This is a genomic window from Shimia sp. FJ5 (assembly GCF_032918335.1).
GTDB lineage: Bacteria > Pseudomonadota > Alphaproteobacteria > Rhodobacterales > Rhodobacteraceae > Shimia > Shimia aestuarii_A.
The window spans coordinates 211709-233769 of record NZ_JAWJUV010000004.1 but is presented as its reverse complement, the minus strand read 5'-3'; the positions used below and the strand labels follow the sequence as shown (position 1 = coordinate 233769).

The 22061-nt window shown below is 57.2% G+C and carries 24 protein-coding genes; 17 read left to right on the top strand and 7 right to left on the bottom strand.

Features of this window, described 5'->3' with window-relative positions; all coding sequences use genetic code 11:
* Positions 1 to 175: 175 nt before the first annotated feature.
* The 5 genes from R1W01_RS14125 to rpiA form a co-directional block, all read right to left on the bottom strand.
* The gene (locus R1W01_RS14125; RefSeq protein ID WP_297753788.1) at positions 176 to 373 is read right to left on the bottom strand and encodes a DUF2065 domain-containing protein; all 198 of its coding nucleotides are present in this window, start codon (positions 371 to 373) and stop codon (positions 176 to 178) included.
* Positions 370 to 1242, bottom strand: coding sequence for a protease modulator HflC (gene hflC / locus R1W01_RS14120; protein WP_297753790.1), 873 nt, complete (start codon positions 1240 to 1242; stop codon positions 370 to 372). Before hflC ends, R1W01_RS14125 begins: the two co-directional genes overlap by 4 nt.
* Positions 1242 to 2372 carry an FtsH protease activity modulator HflK gene (gene hflK / locus R1W01_RS14115; RefSeq protein WP_243614711.1) on the bottom strand — a complete coding sequence of 377 codons (1131 nt, stop codon included), beginning with the start codon at positions 2370 to 2372 and terminating at the stop codon, positions 1242 to 1244. Before hflK ends, hflC begins: the two co-directional genes overlap by 1 nt.
* 68 nt (positions 2373 to 2440) lie before the next feature.
* The gene (gor, locus tag R1W01_RS14110) at positions 2441 to 3796 is read right to left on the bottom strand and encodes a glutathione-disulfide reductase (protein ID WP_297753795.1); all 1356 of its coding nucleotides are present in this window, start codon (positions 3794 to 3796) and stop codon (positions 2441 to 2443) included.
* A gap of 9 nt (positions 3797 to 3805) precedes the next feature.
* On the bottom strand, positions 3806 to 4594 hold the full coding sequence (gene rpiA / locus R1W01_RS14105) for a ribose-5-phosphate isomerase RpiA (RefSeq protein WP_243614713.1): 789 nt from the start codon (positions 4592 to 4594) through the stop codon (positions 3806 to 3808).
* A gap of 231 nt (positions 4595 to 4825) precedes the next feature.
* Between rpiA and R1W01_RS14100 the strand changes: the two genes are divergently transcribed.
* The gene (locus R1W01_RS14100; protein WP_297753798.1) at positions 4826 to 5530 is read left to right on the top strand and encodes a glutathione S-transferase family protein; all 705 of its coding nucleotides are present in this window, start codon (positions 4826 to 4828) and stop codon (positions 5528 to 5530) included.
* On the top strand, positions 5531 to 6904 hold the full coding sequence (locus R1W01_RS14095; protein ID WP_297753803.1) for an L-serine ammonia-lyase: 1374 nt from the start codon (positions 5531 to 5533) through the stop codon (positions 6902 to 6904).
* 5 nt (positions 6905 to 6909) lie between these two features.
* Here the strand turns inward: R1W01_RS14095 and R1W01_RS14090 are convergent, their stop codons facing one another.
* Positions 6910 to 7731, bottom strand: coding sequence for a lytic transglycosylase domain-containing protein (locus tag R1W01_RS14090; protein WP_317275286.1), 822 nt, complete (start codon positions 7729 to 7731; stop codon positions 6910 to 6912).
* 327 nt (positions 7732 to 8058) lie between these two features.
* On the opposite strand from R1W01_RS14090, the gene R1W01_RS14085 reads away from it, so the two are divergent.
* From R1W01_RS14085 to R1W01_RS14020, 14 genes are all read left to right on the top strand, one after another.
* The gene (locus R1W01_RS14085) at positions 8059 to 8235 is read left to right on the top strand and encodes a hypothetical protein (protein WP_243613909.1); all 177 of its coding nucleotides are present in this window, start codon (positions 8059 to 8061) and stop codon (positions 8233 to 8235) included.
* Between the two features lie 296 nt (positions 8236 to 8531).
* Positions 8532 to 8708 carry a hypothetical protein gene (locus tag R1W01_RS14080; protein ID WP_243613909.1) on the top strand — a complete coding sequence of 59 codons (177 nt, stop codon included), beginning with the start codon at positions 8532 to 8534 and terminating at the stop codon, positions 8706 to 8708.
* Between the two features lie 166 nt (positions 8709 to 8874).
* Entirely contained in the window at positions 8875 to 9051 is a 177-nt protein-coding gene (locus tag R1W01_RS14075) for a Flp family type IVb pilin (RefSeq protein ID WP_243613910.1), read from the top strand.
* 171 nt (positions 9052 to 9222) lie between these two features.
* Entirely contained in the window at positions 9223 to 10086 is an 864-nt protein-coding gene (cpaB, locus tag R1W01_RS14070; RefSeq protein WP_243613911.1) for a Flp pilus assembly protein CpaB, read from the top strand.
* A gap of 193 nt (positions 10087 to 10279) precedes the next feature.
* Positions 10280 to 11683: a type II and III secretion system protein family protein gene (locus R1W01_RS14065; protein ID WP_243613912.1), complete on the top strand. Its 1404-nt coding sequence runs from the start codon at positions 10280 to 10282 to the stop codon at positions 11681 to 11683.
* Positions 11684 to 11695: 12 nt separating this feature from the next.
* Positions 11696 to 12328 carry an OmpA family protein gene (locus R1W01_RS14060; RefSeq protein WP_297755967.1) on the top strand — a complete coding sequence of 211 codons (633 nt, stop codon included), beginning with the start codon at positions 11696 to 11698 and terminating at the stop codon, positions 12326 to 12328.
* 287 nt (positions 12329 to 12615) lie between these two features.
* Positions 12616 to 13863 (top strand): CpaE family protein, encoded by a 1248-nt coding sequence (locus R1W01_RS14055; RefSeq protein WP_297755965.1) that lies wholly within the window; start codon positions 12616 to 12618, stop codon positions 13861 to 13863.
* 14 nt (positions 13864 to 13877) lie between these two features.
* Positions 13878 to 15350 (top strand): CpaF family protein, encoded by a 1473-nt coding sequence (locus tag R1W01_RS14050; RefSeq protein ID WP_297755963.1) that lies wholly within the window; start codon positions 13878 to 13880, stop codon positions 15348 to 15350.
* 5 nt (positions 15351 to 15355) lie between these two features.
* Positions 15356 to 16324, top strand: coding sequence for a type II secretion system F family protein (locus R1W01_RS14045; RefSeq protein WP_243613916.1), 969 nt, complete (start codon positions 15356 to 15358; stop codon positions 16322 to 16324).
* 12 nt (positions 16325 to 16336) lie between these two features.
* Positions 16337 to 17290 (top strand): type II secretion system F family protein, encoded by a 954-nt coding sequence (locus R1W01_RS14040; protein WP_243613917.1) that lies wholly within the window; start codon positions 16337 to 16339, stop codon positions 17288 to 17290.
* A 12-nt stretch (positions 17291 to 17302) separates the two neighbouring features.
* Positions 17303 to 17866, top strand: coding sequence for a tetratricopeptide repeat protein (locus R1W01_RS14035; protein ID WP_243613918.1), 564 nt, complete (start codon positions 17303 to 17305; stop codon positions 17864 to 17866).
* 31 nt (positions 17867 to 17897) lie between these two features.
* Positions 17898 to 18746, top strand: coding sequence for a tetratricopeptide repeat protein (locus R1W01_RS14030; RefSeq protein WP_297755960.1), 849 nt, complete (start codon positions 17898 to 17900; stop codon positions 18744 to 18746).
* A 20-nt stretch (positions 18747 to 18766) separates the two neighbouring features.
* Entirely contained in the window at positions 18767 to 19261 is a 495-nt protein-coding gene (locus tag R1W01_RS14025; protein WP_297755990.1) for a prepilin peptidase, read from the top strand.
* A 114-nt stretch (positions 19262 to 19375) separates the two neighbouring features.
* Positions 19376 to 20683 carry an ATPase gene (locus R1W01_RS14020; protein WP_297755958.1) on the top strand — a complete coding sequence of 436 codons (1308 nt, stop codon included), beginning with the start codon at positions 19376 to 19378 and terminating at the stop codon, positions 20681 to 20683.
* Positions 20684 to 20701: 18 nt separating this feature from the next.
* Here the strand turns inward: R1W01_RS14020 and R1W01_RS14015 are convergent, their stop codons facing one another.
* Positions 20702 to 21181, bottom strand: a complete 480-nt coding sequence (locus R1W01_RS14015) for a DUF4405 domain-containing protein (RefSeq protein WP_297755956.1) — start codon at positions 21179 to 21181, stop codon at positions 20702 to 20704.
* 147 nt (positions 21182 to 21328) lie between these two features.
* On the opposite strand from R1W01_RS14015, the gene R1W01_RS14010 reads away from it, so the two are divergent.
* Positions 21329 to 22018 carry a CDP-alcohol phosphatidyltransferase family protein gene (locus R1W01_RS14010; protein WP_297755953.1) on the top strand — a complete coding sequence of 230 codons (690 nt, stop codon included), beginning with the start codon at positions 21329 to 21331 and terminating at the stop codon, positions 22016 to 22018.
* Positions 22019 to 22061: the final 43 nt, after the last annotated feature.

The window sequence follows — 22061 nt, the reverse complement described above, 5'->3', positions numbered from 1 at the left end:
GCTTGCCGATTGACGGCGCGATTGCGACTGCCTGACTATTCAATCCAAAATCTCCTGTATTCTGAGCTGTCCTAAGGACAGTAGCCTCGGGGATACTCTCTACTTAGGCACCATCATTGGCAACTCAACGCGCATCGCAAGTGCACAATTGCCTGTGAGCAGATTGTGAGAATTGTTACGCTCCAAGTGATTTGGCGAGCCACACCAGGAATACGCCCAAAGCGAGCGCTGCGAGGCCAAGCATTCTGCGTTGCTCCTCGGGTAGCGCACGGAGTGCCTCAAGCAGTTGCTCCACAAGCGAAGGGGCCAGTGCATACACCAGCCCCTCAATAATCAGCACGAGGCCGATTGCGAGTAGTGCGACCCCGATCATTGGGCCGGTTTGTCGGACTTCAAGTAATTGAAGAACTCGCTATCCGGCGACATGACCATGGTCGAGTTCTCGCCCCGAAGCGCACCGCGATACGCGCGGAGCGAACGGTAGAATTCAAAGAATTCTGGATCCTCACCGAACGCCTCTGCAAAGATCGCGTTGCTCAGTGCGTCTGCCTCACCTCGGATGATCTCCGATTGGCGCTGTGCATCAGAGACAAGCTCAACCACGGTGCGTTCCGCTTGCGCGCGTACGCGTTGTGCGGCTTCTTCACCACGGGCCCGTTCGTCCGTCGCTTCCCGCTCACGTTCTGCGCGCATACGCGCGAAGGTCGCGTCCAGGTTTTCGCGCGGCAGGTCGGTGCGCTTGAGGCGCACGTCGATGATCTCGACGCCAAGGCCGAGGGCGGAGTCATACGCGCCGTTGCGGATCCGCAGCATAAGAGCAGCACGGTCCGAGCTCAGGATGTCGTTAGACGACACCTGACCGAGAACCTCCCGGAGAGAGTCGCGCAAAATACCATCGACCTTTGCATCTGCAGCCGGGATACCGCCGGGACCAACAGCCTGACGGAACTGGCGGACATCAATGATGCGATACCGCGCAAAGGCATCAACGACGAGGCGACGATCATCCGACGGCGTAACTTCGATCGGGTCCACATCACGGCTCAGGATACGGTCGTCATAGCGGACAACCTCTTGGATGAGCGGTATCTTGAAGGAGAGACCGGGGTCTTCCTTGACATCAACCACGCGCCCGAACTGCAGCACGAGCGCCTTTTCACGTTCGTCGACGATGAACACGGACGATAGTGCGACCACCGCCGCGATCACGAGAACGGGGAGAAGATAAGTCGTTTTCCGCATCAGTTGTTCCCCTTCCGAAGTTCGTTGAGCGGCAGGTAGGGCACGACGCCCTGGCCGGTTTGCTGCTCGTCGATGATGATCTTGTCGACGCGACCGAGCACTTCTTCCATGGTTTCAAGGTAGAGACGCTTGCGGGTCACTTCGGGAGCCTTCTGGTACTCTGTAAGGACCGCAAGGAAACGGCTTGCATCACCTTCGGCTTCGTTCACGACCTGAGCGCGGTAGCCTTCGGCCTCTTCAAGCACCTGCGCAGCTTCACCGCGCGCGCCCGCGAGAACCCGGTTCGCATAAGCATCCGCCTCTTTCTCGATCCGGTCACGTTCTTGCTCTGCGGCTTGCACTTCGCGGAAAGCATCAATGACCGTCTCCGGCGGGTCGGCCTTGTCAAAGTTCACACGCACGATGTTCACGCCCGAGTCATAGCTATCGAGCGTCTCTTGAATCAGGTCCTGAAGACGACCAGCGATCACACCACGGTCGCGGTTGAGGATCGGCGCAAGGTCGGATTGGGCGATAATCTCGCGCATCGCCGACTCGGATACCGCGCGAATCGTGGTGCGCGGATCGCGCAGGTTGAAGAGGTACTCGGCAGGGTCATTGATGTTCCAGACGACTTGGAAATCAATATCAACGATGTTCTCATCACCCGTCAGCATAAGCCCGGCGTCGGATCCACGTGCGCCCACACCAATGTCTTCGTTCTGTTCCCGCGTGACCGGAACAACCTCTTTGGTGACTACAGGCCAAGGCGCAAAGTTCAAGCCGGGTTGACCCGTGCTCGAATAGTCGCCGAGGAACAGTTCAACAGAAAGTTCTTCCGGCTTAACCGTGTAGAAACTCTGCGAGGCCCAGAGCACCACGACCGCTGCGAGGCCGATCAGAATACCGCCGCGCCCGATGCCACCACCAGAAGGACGGCGCCCGCCATTTTGGCCATTGCCAGACCCGCCGCGTCCGCCCATGAGCACGCGCAGTTGGTCTTGACCCTTCTTCATCAATTCGTCGATGTCGGGGATTTGCGGGCCATCATCGCCCGGGCCGCGACCACCGCCGCTACCATTGTTGCCGCGGTTTCCACCGCCCCCCTGATGTCCGCCGCCGCCCCAGGGGCCGCCACTATTCCCAGCCATTAAGGTTCATCCCTTTCTTTCTCACGTCCTTGGCACATGACACTAAACTGTGCTGCGCCCGGCAAAATTCAACCCGTTCGCACGGGGGTCTTCATCGTCACAAGCTCTTCCGACATTGTCGGGTGTACAGCGACAGTGCGGTCAAAATCTTCTTTTGTCGCCCCCATCTTGACCGCAATACCAGCGAGTTGGATCATTTCTCCCGCCCCCGGCGCCACGATATGACACCCGAGAACCTTGCGGGTCTTCTGGCTGACAACGAGTTTCATAAGGACACGTTCGCTACGCCCGGCAAAACTCTGTTGCATAGGCTTGAAGCTCGTGGCGTAGACCTCGATCGGTTCCTGATCGCGTGCATCTTCTTCCGAAAGCCCCACGGTCCCCATCTCTGGTTGCGTGAAAATCGCGGTCGGGATCAAGTCATGATCGGGCTTGGTCGGATTGCCTTTGAAGACCGTTTCGACGAATGCCATCCCTTCACGGATCGCCACCGGTGTGAGGTTGACGCGATCGGTCACATCCCCAATGGCATAGATCGATGGGACGGCCGTCTGGCTATAGTCATCGACAACAACCTCGCCTTTTCGGCCAAGTTCAACGCCGACCTCCGCAAGGCCGAGGCCTTCGGTATTCGGAGCCCGACCCGTCGCGAACATCACCTTGTCAAAGAGAGCTTCCTTGCCGTTGGTGGCCCGCACACGGATCTTGTCGCCTTCCTGCTGAAGGTCGATGATATCCGTACCGAGATGCAGGTTCACGCCACGCTGGCACATCTCTTCGCTGACAAGACCACGAGCCTCATCATCAAAGCCACGCAGGATCTGCGCCCCACGGTAGTATTGTGTCACGTCGACGCCCAAACCGTTCAGAATGCCTGCGAACTCACTAGCGATATATCCGCCGCCAACGATAAGGATCGACTCGGGCAATTCATCGAGGTGGAAGATATCATTGGATGTGATGCCAAGTTCATCTCCCGGCACACCCGGCTTGACCGGGCGTCCGCCTGTTGCCAGCAGGATGTGCTTGGCCGTTTTCTTGGTGCCATCAGCGAGAACCACTGTATGCGCATCTTCCAAGTGCGCCCGTTGGTCGAAGGTTTCGACACCGCTATTCTTGAGCAGATTGCGGTAGACATTCTCAAGGCGGTCTAACTCATCATTCAACCGGCCACGGAAAACGTCCCAGTCGAATTGCCCGGGTTCAATAGCCCAACCATAGGACTTCGCGTCCTCGACAACGCCCGCGTATTCACTTGCGAAGACCATCAATTTCTTAGGGACACAGCCCCGGATCACACAGGTCCCGCCATAGCGGTCTTCTTCTGCCAACGCGACCTTTGCGCCATCCTGTGCCGCAACGCGCGCGGCCCTGACGCCACCGGAGCCACCACCGATGACAAAGAGATCATAATCGAAAGCCATGCTTCGTCCTTAATCCAACAGATCCGTGAAGAGGTTCTCGCTCTCTGCAAAGTCGAGCATGCTCTCTTCGATCGTGCCGGCATTGATATCACGCACTTCCGCGCGCCCATCGCCATAGCCGACAATGACCGCGTCACAGATATCTATGAAAAGGCCGTTTTCAACCACACCAGGCATCTGGTTCAGAACAAGCGCCAACTGGCGCGCGTCGCCGATCCGTTTCAGGTGCAGGTCCAGAATGTGATTGCCTTCATCTGTCACGAACGGGCTCTCCCCATTCATACGCAGGGTCGAGTTGCGTCCAAGGACATCCATACCCACAAGGGTTTCCTCAATCAGCGCCTGCGTGGTCTGCCAACCAAACGGTATAACTTCGACGGGAAGTGGGAAGGCACCGAGTGTTTCAACCTCTTTGCCGATGTCAGCGATCACGACCATTTGATCCGAAGCCGTCGCAACGATCTTTTCTTGCAAGAGCGCACCGCCGCCGCCTTTGATGAGATTGAGGTCACCGTCAAACTCGTCCGCGCCATCAATCGTCACATCAAGCCACTTGGCCTCGTCGAGACTCACCACCTCGATACCGACTTCCCGTGCAAGTTCGGCCGTGCGGGTCGAGGTTGGCACCCCCTTGATCCGCAAACCATCATCACGCACCATCTCGCCAAGGCAACGGACAAGCCATGCGGCGGTCGACCCCGTGCCAAGCCCAACGCGCATCCCGTCTTCTACAAAGTCGGTGGCTTTCTTGGCGGCGACAAACTTGGCCTTGTCGATCGGTGACAACTCTCCGGACATACGGCGACTCCCTGATTTGGTGTTGGGAAGTTTATAGGAAAGTTGCGCGGATAGGGCCACGAGGAATTGGTGACTTGCCGGTTATACTTGGGGAATAGAGAAGCAAACTAGCGTTTTATGCGAGAACTCTCTTTGAAGAGCCTGTGAAATCCACCCCACTCAGCCGTGAATTCGAGGCGATATGTCGCTTTGCGACCGAGCAAACACCAAAGGCGCGCATATCCTTTTCTCATGCTGGAAACGCTGCGCCTACATTATGCCCCGGACAATGCCTCCCTTATCGTGCGCCTTGCGCTCGAAGAACTTGGTGTGACCTACGAAACGGTGCTTGTTGACCGCGCGGCGCAAGCCCAGAGAAGTGTCGCATTCCGCGCCATCAATCCTGCCGCGAAAATCCCCGCACTTGAAACACCGGACGGCGCCCTGTTTGAGACAGCAGCAATCTTGCTCTACCTTGCGGATCGCTTTGGCCGACTTGCCCCCGACACGGATGATCCAGCACGAGGCCCCTTCCTGAGTTGGCTCTTTTATATATCGAACACGGTTCATGCGAATTTGCGGCTGACCTTCTACCCGCAGATCTATGCCGGAAACAACGATGCCTCCGTTTCAGCCCTGCGTGCGGGCGCGCGTAGCAATCTATTGGAAAGCCTACGCCTACTCGACATTCTCGCGAATGAAGGCCACGCTTGGTTCAACGGAACCACACCGAGCCTTCTTGACCTCTACCTAGCTGCGATCCTGCGATGGATGGCCATATACCCTGCCGGTGATACGTCTTGGTTCTCCCTCGCCTCCTACCCAGGCTTACTCGATATGGCCAGCAGCCTTGAAAACCGCGACAGTGTCGTCGCCCTGATCCGCGCGGAAGGCATGGCTCCATGTCCTTTCACGAAGCCCGCTTTTCCCAACCCGCCCGAAGGAGTGGCGCTCTAAATGTTCCTCTCTGTTTTTGATATGTTCAAGATCGGCGTCGGCCCATCCTCGTCGCACACGATGGGGCCGATGGTCGCCGCAGCGCGTTTCCTCGACAGAATGCGCGCAGCCCCCTTTGAATGCCACGGCCTGCGTGCATCGCTACATGGCTCTCTCGCCTTCACAGGGGTTGGACACGCAACGGACCGTGCGACGATCCTCGGCCTCGCGGGGTTCGAACCCGACAGCTACGACGCCGAGAAAGCCGAAACCGCTTTGGCGACAATCCACGAGACCTGCCAGGTCCACCCTGAAGGTCTCGGACCGTTAACATTCGACCCAAAAGTGGACTTGCGCTTTGATTTCGGTCCGGCGCTACCCGGCCATGCCAACGGTATGATCCTGATGGCGACCGACGCACAGGGAGACGTCATCCTTCAGGAAACCTACTACTCCATCGGCGGCGGATTCGTCATGACCGAAGCAGAGCTGGCAGCAGGCAAGGATACAGACGAAGGCCCGCCCATCCCTTACCCGTTCAAATCGGCCGTCGAGATGCTTGAGATGTCGGCGCACTCGGGTAAATCCATCGCGGAAATGAAGAAGGCCAACGAGATCGCGCGCGGATGTCCCGTGAGCTTTGCCAAGGGTGCGGCACGTATCTGGGATGTCATGAACGCCTGCATCGAGCGCGGGCTGACGACGGAAGGAACGCTCCCCGGTGGCCTCGGTGTGAAACGCCGCGCCAAGGCGATTCATGAATCCCTGATGGCAGAGCGCGGCATGAACCTCTCCGCACCGCATACGATCAATGATTGGATGAGCGCATATGCGATGGCGGTCAACGAGGAGAACGCTGCCGGCGGTCAGGTGGTCACGGCTCCGACAAACGGAGCGGCCGGTGTGCTGCCCGCAGTGATCCGCTATTGGCTAGACCACGTTCCCGGAGCAACCGCCTCACGAATCGACGAGTTCCTTCTGACGGCGGCGGCAATTGGGGGCCTGGTCAAGTTCAATGCGTCCATCTCAGGCGCAGAGGCTGGGTGTCAGGCCGAGGTCGGTTCGGCTTCTGCAATGGCGGCGGCAGGGCTTTGCGCCGTAATGGGAGGCACGCCGGAACAAGTCGAGAATGCTGCAGAAATCGCTCTTGAGCATCACCTCGGCATGACCTGCGATCCCGTAAAAGGCCTCGTTCAGGTGCCTTGCATTGAACGCAATGGCCTCGGCGCGATCAAAGCCGTTTCGGCCGCCTCACTCGCTCTGCGTGGCGATGGCACACACTTTGTTCCCTTGGATGCTGTGATCGAAACCATGCGGCAAACCGGGCAGGACATGCACGAGAAATATAAAGAGACCTCGCTCGGCGGCTTGGCTGTCAATGTGCCCAACTGCTGATCTGATTAGCGCGAGACAAAAACACAGCCATCCGAGATCAACTCGGGTGGCGTTCGGCAAAGGCCTCGTGCGACAGCATAGGTTGCAAGCACCTTCGGTACGTAGTCCCTTGTCTCAGCGAAGTCCGGAACACCGCCAGCTTTGCGTACGGCGCTCTCTCCTGCGTTGTAGCCCGCGAGTACAAGCACTGGATCCCGGTCGAAACGTTCCATCAAAAGGTCAAGGAACGCCACACCACCGCGAATGTTGTCGCCTGCAGACAGAGGATCCTGCACATCAAAACGCGCCACCGTATCAGGCATAAGTTGCATCAAACCCTGCGCCCCTGCCTGACTTCTTGCCTGAGCGCGGCCAGAGGATTCGACCGCGATCACGGATAAGGCGAGCGCTGGAGATACCTTTGTGCCAACCGTCGCGATCAGTATTTCGGCTTGATACGCTGTCGCGATATCCTGCAAGTCTTGCAGTCGCATCACGCTCACCCCCTGCCCGTCGGGCGGCTGTGCGATCTGGCGCAGAGCATCGGCAAGGCGCCCCGGTCTCATCTCGGCAAGACTTGGCGAAACCCCTTCCCAGAACCAACCGTATCGCGCTTCGCTAGAGCGATCTTGTGAAGGAGCGGAAGATTCAACCTCCGCGGGCTGTTCTGTTTCCGGTCGAATCTGCACATCAATCTTCGGTATCGCCCCCTTCTTCGGCGCTTTCACACGTTTTGCACTAAAGTCTTTGAACGGGGGTGGGGACTGCGCAAACGCGGTCGATATCAAGGAAGCACACGCTATGAATACAATCATAGAGATAATCAGTGATCTAAACCGCATATCCATCTTGTGGAGTTTCCCAGAAAGCGATCCGGAAATCGAGAACCATCCATAGAAATCATGACGAAATTGCCCAGATTCCAGTAGAAACGGGGAAATTAACACTGCGAAATCGTCCAGATGTGAAAAATTATCAAATTAAATCAATACATTAAAAGAACTTCTTGAAAAAAGTCACTTCGCTTTGAAATAGCACCAAACTCGCCCAAATCGCGCCCCATTCAAGGGGGATATTACCCTCATACCAAGTCGGACACGGGCATGAGAGAGACGCCCAACATTGCCCGGCCGGGTTGAGACTGAAACCTAAATGATCCTTTGGAGGGACACACCATGATCAAGTTCATCAAAAACTTCCGCAAAGACGAAAACGGCGCCGTGACTGTTGACTGGGTCGTTCTGACCGCAGCTGTTGTTGGCCTCGCAGTGGCAGCCTACACCGCCATTGAGACCAACACCAAGTCGCTCGCAGCTCAGGCCGCGTCGGACATCTCGGGCGAGCTCGACTAAGAGAACGCCGCTCGCCTTCGGGCAGAGCTTCGGGGCCGCATCGTTTGATGCGGCCCTTTTCTTTTGTTTCCAGGTCACAGGCGATGATCACGTCACGCGAGTGCCCGCAAGACGCGAACAACTACACCGAAAGACCACTGAATTTCTACAAAATGGCACCAAACGCGCCCAAATCGCGCCCCATTCAAGAGGGATATTACCCTCATACCAAGTCGGACACGGGCATGAGAGAGACGCCCAACATTGCCCGGCCGGGTTGAGACTGAAACCTAACTGAGCCTTGGGAGGGACACACCATGATCAAGTTCATCAAAAACTTCCGCAAAGACGAAAACGGCGCCGTGACTGTTGACTGGGTCGTTCTGACCGCAGCTGTTGTTGGCCTCGCAGTGGCAGCCTACACCGCCATCGAAACCAACACCAAGTCGCTCGCAGCTCAGGCCGCGTCGGACATCTCGGGCGAGCTCGACTAAGAGGACGCCGCGTTCCTACAGCGCACTAAGACCAGGCCGCGCCTCACTTGACGGCGCGGCCTTTTCAGACGGACCTCCGTCTCAGATTACGAGTTCTTAACACTAGGTCGACATAGTCAGGCAGCGAATGCCATCAGGTGATCGATCTACTTTCAGGGATGATGCAATGAAGCGTTTTTTTGCAAGATTTCGCGGTAGCGAACGCGGCGCAGTCACAGTTGACTGGGTTGTGATTGCGGCTGGCGTCGTATCCCTCGGTGTAGCGGTCATGACCCTGATTGAAACCGAGGCGACAAGCCTTGCGACAACCACTGGAGAGCAGATCTCCAAAGGGACTGACTGATCCCCGGGAAGGCGCGCCTTCCGTTCGGCAATCCGATTTGCTTTCCTTCAAAGCTTCCCGTTTTGCCCCCTATTTCGCCACATTTGAGCACCATCTTGGTTGATGGATACATGTGCCCGACCCGATCTCGGTTTGGTCGATCGCAACATGTCAGCTTCGAGAGGAAACGTCATGCGAGTGATCTTTGCATTGGTTCTTTTGGTCGGCCTCGGCCTGGCCGGGTTCGCCGTCTATATGGCACAGAACTACATCGAGGGTTATCAATCCGCCCTCGCCAAGGAGAAGGCGGCCCGCAAACCAGATATCGAAACCATCGAGGTTTATGTGATGGCACGCGCCATGGAGTATGGCGATACCCTCACGCAAGAAGACGTGAAGATGGTGAAGTATCCCAAGAAATCTCTCCCGGAAGGCATCTTCACAAGCGAGGAAGCCCTGTTTCCCGAAAATGATGATCGTAAACGCATTATCCTGCGCAAACTGGAACCCATGGAGCCGCTTCTGGCTGCCAAGATCACAATGCCGGGAGAAGACGCAGGCATACAATCGCGTCTCGCGAAGGGAATGCGCGCCTTTGCGATCAAAGTCGACGTGGCCAGCGGGGTTGCCGGCTTCCTGCGCCCGGGTGATCGCGTCGATGTCTATTGGACCGGTCGGGTCAAAGGCTCTGGCGGCGAGATCGGCAACGACGACATTACCAAACTCATTCAAGCGAACATCGACCTGATCGCGATTGACCAGACAGCCAACCAGGATTTCGAGGCGAGCCGCGTTGCGCGCACTGTCACGGTCGCCGTCAAGCCACACCAGGTTGCGGCGCTCGCCCAAGCGCAATCCACCGGAAGTCTGTCGCTGGCTCTTGTCGGCGCACAAGACGACACGGTTGCCGAGGCGATCGAAGTCGATCAGCGGAGCCTCCTCGGAATTGAACAAGAGGCCGAAGTCGTGGAATTCAACAAGCCGGAGCCGGAGTGCACAATCCGGACGCGGAAGGGATCTGAGGTTGTCGAAATCCCGATCCCCTGCACAAACTAACGCTTTATCAGACACTTGGGGGGCTTCGCACGTTGCGGAGCCCTCTTGGGCTCAAAGGCAGTGTGTCTCGTCTCACACATGCAAAACGGCGGCAAAGTCATTGATTCTTGCAAATAAATGCCAAATGCCGCACATTGTTCGAAAGAGTGGGCAAAAGATCCACGACCGAGGCGTGATCAAAAAGGCAGGTCACATGACATATCGTAGATTGATCGGCGCCGCCCTCTTGGGGCTGGCTGTCGTCGGAGTGCCAACACTGGCCCCATTGTCGGCTCAGGCCGAAGCGCTGCGTGTTGTACGCAACGGAACAGAATCCGTGTTGAATGTTCCTATGAACAGGGCAGTGGTCGTCGAGAGCGACTCTCCCTTCGCAGAACTCAGCATCGCCAACCCGGCGATCGCCGATATCTCTTCTCTCTCGGATCGCTCCATCTATGTCCTCGGCAAAGCACCAGGCGCCACGACACTTACCCTTCTGGATGCCTCCGGTCGCCTCATTACGAATGTCGAAGTGCGTGTCGCGCCTGATATTTCCGAGTTCAAAGAACGCCTCCGTCAGATTCTTCCCGGCGAAAAAATCGAAGTCCGCACAGCCAATGACGGCATCGTCCTTTCCGGCACTGTTTCGAGCGCGCAGCGTCTGCAACGCGCGTTAGACCTTGCCGAGCGCTATGCGCCTGAACGCGTCTCGAACCTGATGACGGTGGGCGGCGTTCAGCAGGTCATGCTCAAAGTACGTTTTGCCGAAATGCAGCGCTCTGTGTCGAAATCGCTCTCATCCTCCATCGCCCTTGGTAGTACGGATGTGACCGGGGAAACGGGAACGTGGCTTTCCGGCACCAATGGCCTCGGCAACCCGATCGAAGTTCAGCCCGGCACAGCTGGCGCGCTGGCATTCCAATTCGGCGTCGGATCCTTAGAAGTTGGTCTTTTGCTTGAAGCGCTTGAGGAGAAAGGGGTTGTCCGCACTTTGGCCGAGCCCAACCTGATCTCCCTTTCCGGGCAAGAAGCAAAGTTCCTCGCGGGTGGTGAGTACCCGATTCCCGTGAGCCAGGAAGGCGGCACGGTCACGGTCGAGTTCAAACCCTTCGGCGTCGAGCTTAACTTCATCCCACGCGTGGTGGATGGGGATCTCATCAACCTCGAGCTGCAGGCCGCGGTATCATCCCTTGATGCAACGAACGCCTATAGCGACGGCACGTTCTCGATCACGGCTTTCAAACGACGTGAGACCTCGACAACGGTTGAGCTCAGAGATGGTGAGAGCTTTGCGGTCGCTGGCCTGCTTCAAGACGATTTCCAAGACAACAATGCGCAAGTGCCCTGGCTTGGTGATATCCCGATCCTAGGGGCATTGTTCCGCAGCGCAGATTATCAGCGCTCGCAATCGGAATTGGTCATCATCGTAACCGCGCATTTGGTAACGCCGACACGTGGCGAAGCTCTTGCGCTTCCGACGGATCGCGTCAAACCGCCGAGTGAGAAAGACCTTTTTCTCTTTGGTCGCGTGGCCAAAGAGAAAGCTCCGAAACGCGGCGCTGCCGGAGAAGTCGCCAAACAGGATTTCTCTGGATCCTACGGCTATGTGATGGACTAAGGAGAGACCGCCATGAAACGCTACCTTGCCGTCCTCCCCATCATCGCTCTCGCTGCGTGTAGCTGGGAGAACTATCCAGAAGCTGGCCGGGACGTTGACCGGCATGGGAACTTTGGTTTCGCGACCGCGAACAACTCTGGGATCCAGACCGGAGAGAAGAGTTATACCATTGATCTCGCAAGACGATTCTCAAACGAGGTCACCTCGACGGTGAACTTCGCGTTCAACAGCGCGCAACTCGATGGGCAAGCGCGTACCGTCCTGCGCCAACAGGCGGATTGGATTCGCCAGTTCCCAGAAGTCAGGTTCCGTGTCTATGGCCACACCGATGCTGTCGGTTCCACATCGTATAATCATGCGCTTGGCAAACGGCGCGCACGCGCGGTTGTTGCTTACCTTTCGAGCCTCGGCATTGGACGCGATCGCCTAGAGGCACTGGTCTCGCGCGGCGAAACACAGCCGTTGATCGTGACTGAAGGCCGCGAACGCAGAAATCGCCGCACTGTGACCGAAGTTTCGGGCTTTGTTGAACGCCACCCTTCTGTTCTTGATGGAAAATACGCTGAGATCGTCTATCGCGACTATGTTGCAAGTGGTCAGGCGCAAACGCAGCTAAGCGGCACCTCGATCGAAGGCGAAGAGTAAGCTCAGCCCAAGAAGCAACGCAGTGGCTGCGCCCCTGAACACAAGGGGCGCTTTGATATGCGCATAGTGCACGCCTCGGCATCGTCTCCGAATAACGCACAATTTCGGTAATTCGGCCCAAATGTTGCCCAAGTTCCAAGCGAAGTTGTCTCCAAAGGGAGTAGTACGTCCGGCGTGAGTCGGACGTTGGCTTCCGGGGTGGCGGTGCGTCTTGGACGTGTATGTGTCTTGCAGCACACCGATCGACCGCTCCGGAGCCGCCGAAGCAAAAGGACTTGAGGTCAAGGATGACGAGTAGCTCGACGATACAATCTGATCCTAGCCCGATCCTGGCATGTACTGTGTGCCGGGACGTGCAGAACTTTGAGCTTCTGATCGTCGACATGGAAGAAATCATGGGCGAACAGTGGGGTGATCTAGGGTTTGACGACGCTCTACAATTCCTCGCGCAGCCTGATGCAGAGGCGCTGGAATTCATTGCCATCGCGATCGACGACTATGACGAGGACAACCTCGATCTTCTGCTCGACGTGATCAACGCGGCAAAAACCCGGGGCATCCACTCGATCCTCATTGCTGAGGATGTCACTCCTGCTTCGCTTCATAAGCTCCTGCGCAACGGGGCGGATGACTTCATTCCCTATCCGCTTCCCGAAGGTGAACTGAAAGAAGTCATCGCGCGGATGCGGAACGCGGAAGAGCCGGCCGAGGTCGTTCCCGCCCCCGCGGCCGTGGCACTTCAAAACAACGCGCAATCTCGGGAAGGTGTCGTGCTTGCCGTACATGGCCTTTCCGGCGGAACCGGCGCGACGACACTTGCCGTCAACCTCGCTTGGGAACTTGCCAACAACTCCAAGGACAACGCGCCGCGCGTCTGTCTGATTGACCTCGATGTTCAGTTCGGCTCTGTATCGACCTATCTCGACCTCCCGCGCCGCGAAGCCGTCTTTGAGCTCATCACCGACACCGAAGGCATGGACAGCGAGAGCTTTGGGCAAGCGCTTCAGCAATACGAAGGCAAGATCAGCGTTCTGACCGCGCCGCCCGACATCATTCCGCTTGATCTATTGAGTTCCGAGGACATTGAGCGCGTCATCGCAATGGCGCGACAGCACTATGACTATGTCATTGTGGATATGCCCAAGACCCTGGTTGTCTGGACCGAAGCTGTCTTGAGTGCCGCACATGTCTACCTTGCGACCATGGAGATCGACATGCGTTCGGCTCAGAACGCGATGCGGATCAAGCGCGCGCTCCAAGCCGAGGACCTGCCATTCGAAAAACTGCGCTATGTGCTCAACCGCGCGCCGAAGTTCACGGACCTCGCCGGGAAGAGCCGCGTCAAGCGTTTGGCCGATAGCCTCTCGATTTCAATCGACGTTCTTCTTCCGGATGGCGGCCGGCAGGTCATGAACGGGGCCGACCATGGGCAACCATTGGGCATTGCCGCACCGAAGAACCCGCTACGCAAAGAAATCGCAAAGCTGGCTGAGAGCCTGCTCGAAGTGGATCAAAGCGATCCGAAAGCCGCGTGAGGGAAAGATACTAGATGTTTTCTCGATACAAGAAAGAACCTGCGAAGCCAGTCAACCCGGCAGGTGGCCCCGCAGCGAAAGCAGCCCCTGCCGCCGCTCCGACAGCAAAGCAAGCAGCGCCGGCCACCCCTGCCCCCGAACAACCCAAGCCCTCGATGCGCAAGGCCGTGCAACGCGCGCCCGCAAAAGCCGCTCCGGTCGACAAAGAGCGCAAACGCAAAGAGCGCCTCGGTGAAATCAAGGTCGAACTGCACCGGGAACTGCTGGACAACCTGAACCTCTCCGCACTCGAAAGCGCATCCGAGCAGGACCTGCGCAACGAAATCGGCGCCATCGCTTCCGAGGTTCTTCAGGAACGCGCCATCGTACTCAATCGCGAAGAGCGCGCGCTCATCAACCAAGAGCTCTACGACGAAGTCACAGGTCTCGGTCCGCTTGAGCCGTTGCTCAAAGACGACACCATCAGCGATATTCTCATCAATGGGCCGCAACAGGTTTTTGTCGAACGCGACGGTAAACTCCAGATCTCGGACACGACCTTCAAAGACGAGAAGCATCTTCTGCGGATCATCGACAAGATCGTCTCGGCTGTCGGGCGTCGCGTCGATGAGTCGAACCCCTATGTCGATGCGCGTCTACAGGATGGCTCGCGTTTCAACGCTATGGTGCCCCCAATCGCCGTCGATGGCTCGCTGGTTTCCATTCGTAAATTCAAGAAAGACAAACTCGGGATCGACGATCTTGTAAACTTCGGAGCCTTTTCCGAGGAGATGGCCGCATATCTGCAAGCGGCAGTTTCGACACGTCTCAATGTGATCGTTTCTGGCGGGACAGGCTCGGGTAAAACCACGACGCTCAATGCGCTTTCGTCGTTCATCGACAATTCCGAGCGGATTCTCACAATCGAAGACACGGCCGAACTCCAGCTGCAACAAATCCACGTCGGTCGCATGGAAAGCCGCCCGCCAAACGTCGAGGGCAAGGGCGAAGTCTCACCGCGCGATTGTCTCAAGAACGCTCTTCGTATGCGCCCGGATCGGATCATCGTTGGCGAGACGCGTGGCGAGGAAGTGATCGACATGCTGCAGGCGATGAACACGGGCCACGACGGCTCGATGACCACGATTCACGCCAACAACCCGCGCGACGGGATCGCCCGTCTTGAAAACATGATCGCAATGGCCGGGATCGAAATGCCAATCAAGGCGCAACGCTCGCAGATTTCCTCTGCTGTGAACCTCATCGTACAGGCCTCGCGCCTGCAGGACGGCTCTCGCCGCATGACTTCGATCACCGAGATCACTGGCATGGAAGGCGACGTCATCTCGATGCAGGAGATCTTCCGCTTCCAGCGGACGGGCCTTGGCCCTGACAACAAGATCATCGGCCATTTCACAGCAACAGGCGTCCGCAGCCACTTCTCCGAGCGTTTCCGCCTCTGGGGCTTTGATCTGCCGCCAGCTATCTACGAACCAACCGCGGGATAATTACGATGCCTTTTAGCCCTGAACTCATTATCTACGGTGTGATCTTTATCGCGGTGCTCGCCTTGGTCGAAGGTGTCTACCTGACGGTTTTTGGACGCTCGATCAGCTTGAACAGCCGGGTCAACCGCCGTCTCGAGATGCTCGACAAAGGCACAAAGCGTGCCGAAGTTCTGGAGCAGCTGCGCAAGGAGATGCAACAGCACGGGAAAGTGCGCTCGATCCCGCTCTACTCCATGCTCGCCTCCAAGGCACAAAAAGCAGCTATTGCCTTCACGCCGAAGCAACTCATGATGATGATGGCGGGCGTCACTGTCTTTGCCTTCATCGGCCTCACAATCGGGACCAACACCGGGCTCCTGATGACCGTCATCATTTCAATCATGATGGGCGTTGGAGGCATCTACTTCTGGGTGTCAATGAAAGCGGGCAAGCGCCTGTCGATGATCGAGGAACAGCTTCCTGACGCGATCGAACTCATGGTGCGGTCGCTGCGTGTGGGACACCCGTTTTCATCCGCAATTCAGATCGTGTCTCGCGAGGTTGAAGATCCTTTGGCGACCGAATTCGGCGTCATCGCAGATGAAAGCGCCTATGGGCGGGATGTTGGAGAGGCTCTTAAGGATATGGCCGAACGTCTCGACATGCAGGATTTGCGCTTCCTCGCGGTCGCGGTGACGATCCAACAGCAGTCGGGCGGCAACCTTGCCGAAATCCTCGCCGGTCTTTCAAAGGTGATCCGTGCCCGCTTCCGTCTGTTCCGCCGTGTGAAAGCAATTACGGCCGAGGCGAAATGGTCCGGAAAGTTCCTGTCCGGCTTCCCCGTCGCGGCGCTTATCTTCATCAACCTGAGCGACCCGCACTATTACGACGAGGTGCAGACCCACTCGCTCTTCATCCCCGCCTGCATCACAGTCGGCCTGTTCCTTGCCGCGAACCTTTTCGTGATGCGCATCCTGACAGACATCAAGGTTTAAGGAGGTCATTTCATGCAGTTCCTAACCGATATGCTCGGCCCGTTTGGCCCCCTCATCATTGTTGGTGTCCTCGGTCTCTTGATGATCGCCGCGACCATCCCAATGATGCTCAAGGCCCAAAACGATCCGATCGACAAGCTTAAGAAAAGCGAGAGCGACCGGGTCGCGGGCAAAGATGGCCGCAAGGAAAAGCTCCGCCGTGGGTCCAACAACGAGCGCCTGGCAAAATATAAGGCGTTCCTTGAGCCGAAGAACGAAGAAGAACTGTCCAGCCTGCGCCTGAAGCTGCTTCAGGCCGGATACCATTCCCGCGATGCCGTGCGCGCTTTTCACCTTGCCCAGATGGGGCTTGGCATCGGTGGGCTTGTGCTTGGCCTCGCTTATTTTTTCTTTGTCAAAGGGGGTGTTTCCACTGGCACACAAGACACGCTCTTGCACATTCTCGGCCCGGCGGGCGCTGGCTATCTGCTGCCAAAATACTGGGTGACCCGTCGTGTGGAGACACGCAAAGAAGAAATCACCTCAGGCTTTCCCGATGCCTTGGACATGATGCTGGTCTGCGTCGAAGCAGGCCAGTCCCTCGACCAATCCATCATCCGCGTCGCACGCGAACTGCGCGCCTCCTACCCCTCTCTGGCAGACGAATTCGAAATCGTCTCCTATGAGATGAAAGCTGGCAAAGACAAAGCCGCCGTCCTTGGGGACATGAGCGAACGCTGCGGCGTGCAGGATGTGTCGTCTTTTGTGACCGTTCTCATCCAGTCTGCCTCTTTCGGGACGTCCATCGCCGAAGCGTTGCGCGTCTATGCGGGCGAGATGCGTGACAAGCGGGTGATGCGCGCCGAGGAAAAGGCAAACAAGTTGCCAACCAAGATGACGCTTGCCACAATGATGCTCACGGTGCCGCCGCTCCTGATCATCCTCGTGGGGCCGTCGGTCTACAACATCACCAAACTCGGCAACTAAAGACGAGGCCCCATGCGATCCGCCCTACGACCGGCGCTTCTGACCTCCCTTCTGGCATTGGCCGCCTGTGACACGGGCGGCCTATCCGAGTCTCGCACTGGCCCATTTGCACCGGGTGTGGATCATAGCGAAGAAGCCGTTGATGGCCTCGTCGTCGGGGATCGGCTCATGGATGCGGGCGAGCACGAACTGGCGCTCAAGGCCTATATCCGTGCCGCTGGGGATCACGGGATGACGCCTGACGTCCTTATTTCCTTGGGCTCTGCGAACCTTGCGCTTGGCCGCCTCGGACAGGCCGAGAGCTTCCTGAAACGCGCTCTCGAGAAAGACGAAACTCGCCCGGACGCCTGGAACAACCTTGGTGTTATTTTGCTCGAGAAAGGCGAAGTCGCCCAATCGGTTCAGGTCTTTCGCAAGGCCTACGCGCTCGACAATGGCGATAGTGACATGATTCGGGACAATCTGCGGTTAGCACTCGCAAAATTGGAAAATCCGTCTTATGATGATGAACAGGCAAACGAATATAAAATGGTGCGCCGTGGACGGTCGAGCTACCTGATCCGGCAAACACCTTAAAAAGTGGCAAGAGCAGTAAGAGGTCGCAACAATGCGCCAGCCATTTATCGTATCCATATGTCTTGTGAGCGCACTTGCGCTTGTGGGCTGTGAAGACACAGGCACTTCGTCCGTAGATCGAGCGCTTCAAGACGTGAACGCGATCGACGAAAGCAACCTGTCGGACATCATGCTGACCGTGGCAGACCCCAATGAGGCGGTCTCCTATTTTCAGCGCACGCTCAAGGACAATCCGGACCGGATCGACATCCAACGCGGTCTCGCGGTGTCACTTGTGCGCGCACGGCGCTACTCCGAAGCCATTCCCGCTTGGCAGCGTGTCGTGAAGAATACAGAATCGACGAGCGTAGACCGCGTAGATTATGCGGATGCCCTGATCCGCGCAGGTAAATGGCAAGAGGCCGAGAAACAGCTCGACACGATTCCGCCCACACACGAGACCTTCAAGCGCTACCGCCTTGAGGCGATGATCGCCGACTCCAACAACGAATGGAGCAAGGCCGACAGCTACTATGAGACGGCCGTTGGATTGACGACGCGCCCGGCCGGCGTGCTCAACAACTGGGGGTATTCCAAGCTCACACGGGGCGACTACGCTGACGCCGAACGGTTGTTCAGCGATGCGATCCGGCAGGACAACGCCCTGTTCACCGCCAAGAACAACATGGTTCTCGCACGCGGCGCACAGCGTAAGTACACCCTTCCCGTGATCCCGATGGACCAGACCGAGAGGGCCCAGCTTCTACACACGATGGCGCTTTCCGCGATCAAACAGAACGACACACAAACCGGCAAAACGCTCCTGCGTGAAGCGATTGACACCCACCCGCAGCATTTCGAAGCCGCCGTACGCGCCCTGCGCGCGTTGGAAGAAAGCTGATAGGCTAGGGGCGGATGTCTATGGAGATCCCCACGAGCGCCGCGCTTTGGTTCATGCCTTTCGTGCTGCCGGTCTGTTTCTACGTCGCATGGTCAGATATGCGCGCCATGCGTATCCCGAATACGAGCGTGCTTTTCTTGCTCGGGGTCTATGTTGTCGTGGGTCTGATCGCCCTCCCCTTTCCAATCTATCTTTGGCACCTGCTGCACGTGGTCATCGTTCTTCTTATCGGTATCCTGCTGAATGCAGGCGGCCTTGTGGGGGCAGGCGACGCTAAGTTCGCGGCGGCCGCGGCACCTTTTGTCTTTGTCTCAGACCTGCGGTTCCTGATGGCGATCTTTACCGCGACCCTCCTTGCGGCTTGGGTCACGCACAGGATTGCCAAGCACTCTCCGATCCGGCGCATGGTCCCTGACTGGGAAAGCTGGGAACAGGGCTGGGACTTCCCCATGGGCCTCGCCCTCGGCGGCACCTTGGCGCTCTACCTTGTGCTTGGTTTCCTCTACGGCGCCTGATCCCGGCCCGAAAATTGCCTTCTTTCTAGGGTCTAGTCGCGAGGAACGCGGCAAGTGAGCTATGCCTAGGCGCACCTGCTCACAGGAAGCACCAAGGATGGCGAGGTGACACCAATGAACATGCAGGTCTCCAATGTCATAGCACCGCCGGCGCCAAAGCGTCTGGCCGAAATGCAGCTCCCCATTGTGATGATGCGGGACATACTTCTGAAGACTATGTTCCGTAAGAACGTCGATATGGTCTCGGAAATCGCCAAGGCAATCTGCCTGCCTTCTGCTGTGACGCAGGAGCTTGTCGATATAGGCCGCGAACAGCGCCTGATCGAGGCGACCGGGACGCTCAATGCGAATAGCGGCAATGAGATGGGCTACCAATTGACCGAGGCCGGCAAATCCCGCGCGCTCGATGCTTTGTCCCAGTCGGAGTACTACGGGGCAATGCCTGTACCGCTTGATGTCTATCGCGAGCAAGTGGAACGCCAATCGATCAAGAACGTGCAGATTACGCGCGAACAACTCACCAAGGCGATGGGGCACCTGATCCTGCCTGATAGTCTTCTCGATCATCTTGGCCCCGCAGTCGGATCCGGGCGTTCGATCCTCATGTATGGCCCGCCGGGCAACGGTAAATCTTCTATTTCCAACGGCATACGTGATGCGATGGGCGACAAGATCTTTGTCCCGCGCGCGATTGAATATGCTGGACAAGTCATCACGGTCTATGACCCGATTGTGCATTCCGCCGCCGAAGCCGACGAGGATGACAAGACCTCGCTACGTCGTGTCGGTCGGTTCGACAGCCGCTATGTCAAATGCGAGCGCCCCACGGTGATCACCGGCGGGGAGCTTTCTCTCAATATGCTGGACCTGGTCTACAACCCGACCGCGCGCACCTATCAGGCGCCGCTACAGCTCAAATCCACGGGCGGAATCTTTATCGTCGACGACCTCGGACGTCAGGAAGAGCCGCCACAGGCGCTCGTGAACCGTTGGATCGTTCCGCTAGAAGAAGGCAAGGACATCCTCGCGCTTCAATCAGGCGAAAAATTCGAAGTGCCCTTTGACACGCTTGTGATTTTCTCAACCAACTTTCACCCGAACGAGATTTTCGACCAAGCCGCGCTTCGCAGGATTTTCTTTAAAATCAAGATTGACGGGCCGAGCCAGGAGAACTTCCTCAAGATTTTTGCACTCGTCGCGAAGAAGAAGAAAGTGCCCCTCGACGAAGCCTCGCTGATCTACCTGCTCAAAGAAAAATACCCGGCGATCGACAATGTCTACGCCAACTACCAGCCGATTTTCCTCATCGATCAGATCATTTCGATCTGTCAGTTCGAAGGCATCCCTTATCAGATGAACCCTGATCTGATTGATCGCGCATGGGCCAATATGTTCGTGAAAGATGAACACATCGTGAAATGAGGGGGCGTCCCCAGTTGGTCAGGGAACAAAGAGCGACTTCGTTGCTGTCATGCTTGCACCGCGATCTCCTTGAGCGACATCCGCAATCGCCTGCCCGGCCTCAATCGGATACCCGGCCTCACGAAGCCGGGTCAAACCCTCTTGTAGGTCGACCCCGGCAATGGCGATGACATGCTCCACAGGAGCGTCAGACAACGCGCGCATGACATGGGGAACGGGGCTGCCGCCCCCTGCGTCGACCGGTACGAAAGACAAGAGAAGCGCACCCGCCGCCACGACCATAATCCCCAACGCGACAGGGCGTTTGAAATAGATCTGAAACGCACGCCAGTTCAACAGCACATGCGCTCCGACCGCGACCAACATGGCCCACCCTGCCCATTCATGCAGAAGCTTGTTAAGCCCTTCATCCAGATGGAAAAACATCAAAGTGCCGGTCACCCCCATAACAAGGAAACTTCCGATTGTGAGTGGTGTCGCCCATTTACGTAGATGCATGGTTCTTGCTCTCCGAAACCTGTTTCAATCGTATAACGTGGCAGGGGCAAATTCCGTCGCCACGAGAGCGCATTTTCCCAAGTTCTAAAGGTCGAAAAACAAATGCCCGGCGTTGCGCTATATGGCGAATTGCGTCATGACGGATGGATGACAGATCATCTACGTGCCTTGCTTGTTCATTTGTTTACTGCGACCGGTGCCGTGTTTGCCATGTTGGCGATGTTGGCGGCCGTGGATGAGAAGTGGAGCCTGATGTTCCTCTGGCTCGTCGTGGCCTTCGCGGTCGATGGGCTCGATGGGCCGATGGCGCGCAAATATGACGTCAAGACCAACGCACCAGAGTTCGATGGCGTCCTTCTTGATCTCATCATCGACTACCTGACCTATGTCTTTATCCCCGCCTTCGCGCTTTTCAAATCCGACCTGATGGGCGGCTGGACCGGGTGGGCGTCGATCATCGTCATCACCTTTGCCTCGGCCATGTATTTTGCCGACACCCGCATGAAAACAAAGGATAATTCCTTTCACGGCTTTCCCGGCTGCTGGAACATGCTGGTGCTCGTGATCTTTGCGTTGGAGCCGAATTTCTGGGTCTCGTTCGCGCTTGTGGCTTTGCTTGCGGTGGCGATGTTCCTGCCGCTCAAGTTCATCCATCCAGTGCGCACAGAGCGGTGGCGCAACGTGTCGCTGCCGGTGGCGTTTGCCTGGACCTTCTTCGCGGGATGGGCGGCTTGGGTTGATTTTCACCCCGAGAGCTGGGCCCATTGGGGGCTTGTCGTGACCTCGATCTATCTCTTGTTCGCAGGCATCGCGCAGCAGGTTTTTCCGGCAAAATAGCGCGTCTGTATCACGTCGGTATTACGTCGGTATTGCGTATGTG